At 52.1% G+C, this 432-nt stretch carries 1 protein-coding gene; it reads right to left on the bottom strand.

The annotated features are described in order from the left end of the window. Window positions 1–432, bottom strand: a 432-nt coding sequence (locus tag NE664_14295) for an ABC transporter permease (GenBank protein ID MCQ4727805.1), incomplete at both ends; no start/stop codon positions are given.

The following is a 432-nucleotide window of genomic DNA, read 5'->3' as shown; positions in this document are numbered from 1 at the left end:
CCGTAATGAGCAGGGCAATTCCCGGCGGCATCCAGATCCAGAGCCGTTTGGAAAGAACCGTGATCGACTGGGCGTCATAAAGCATGTTGCCCCAGCTGGCCCCCGGCGGCTGTACGCCCATTCCCAGGAAGCTTAACGATGATTCCATCAGGATTGCACTGGCCATCTGAAAGGTGATGGCAATCAAAATCGGGGCGAAGGAGTTGGGCAGAATATACCTGGTGATGATCTTATAATTAGAAGTACCGATCGCCCTTGCAGACTCCACATATTCCTTTTCCGAGACAGAAAGCACATTGGCATAAATCAGTCTGGCGAACTGAGTCCAGCCCAGCACACCGATTACAATGGTAACGGACCAGATGGACGGCCCGATTACCGCCACCAGAACCAGGATTAATACGATGGAAGGGAAGGACATGAAGATATCCG

Origin of the sequence: Anaerotignum faecicola, assembly GCA_024460105.1 — a bacterium.
In the GTDB taxonomy this organism is placed as follows: Bacteria; Bacillota; Clostridia; order Lachnospirales; family Anaerotignaceae; genus JANFXS01.
Note: the sequence above shows the minus strand (reverse complement) of the source record. Positions and strands in the feature narration are given on the sequence as shown.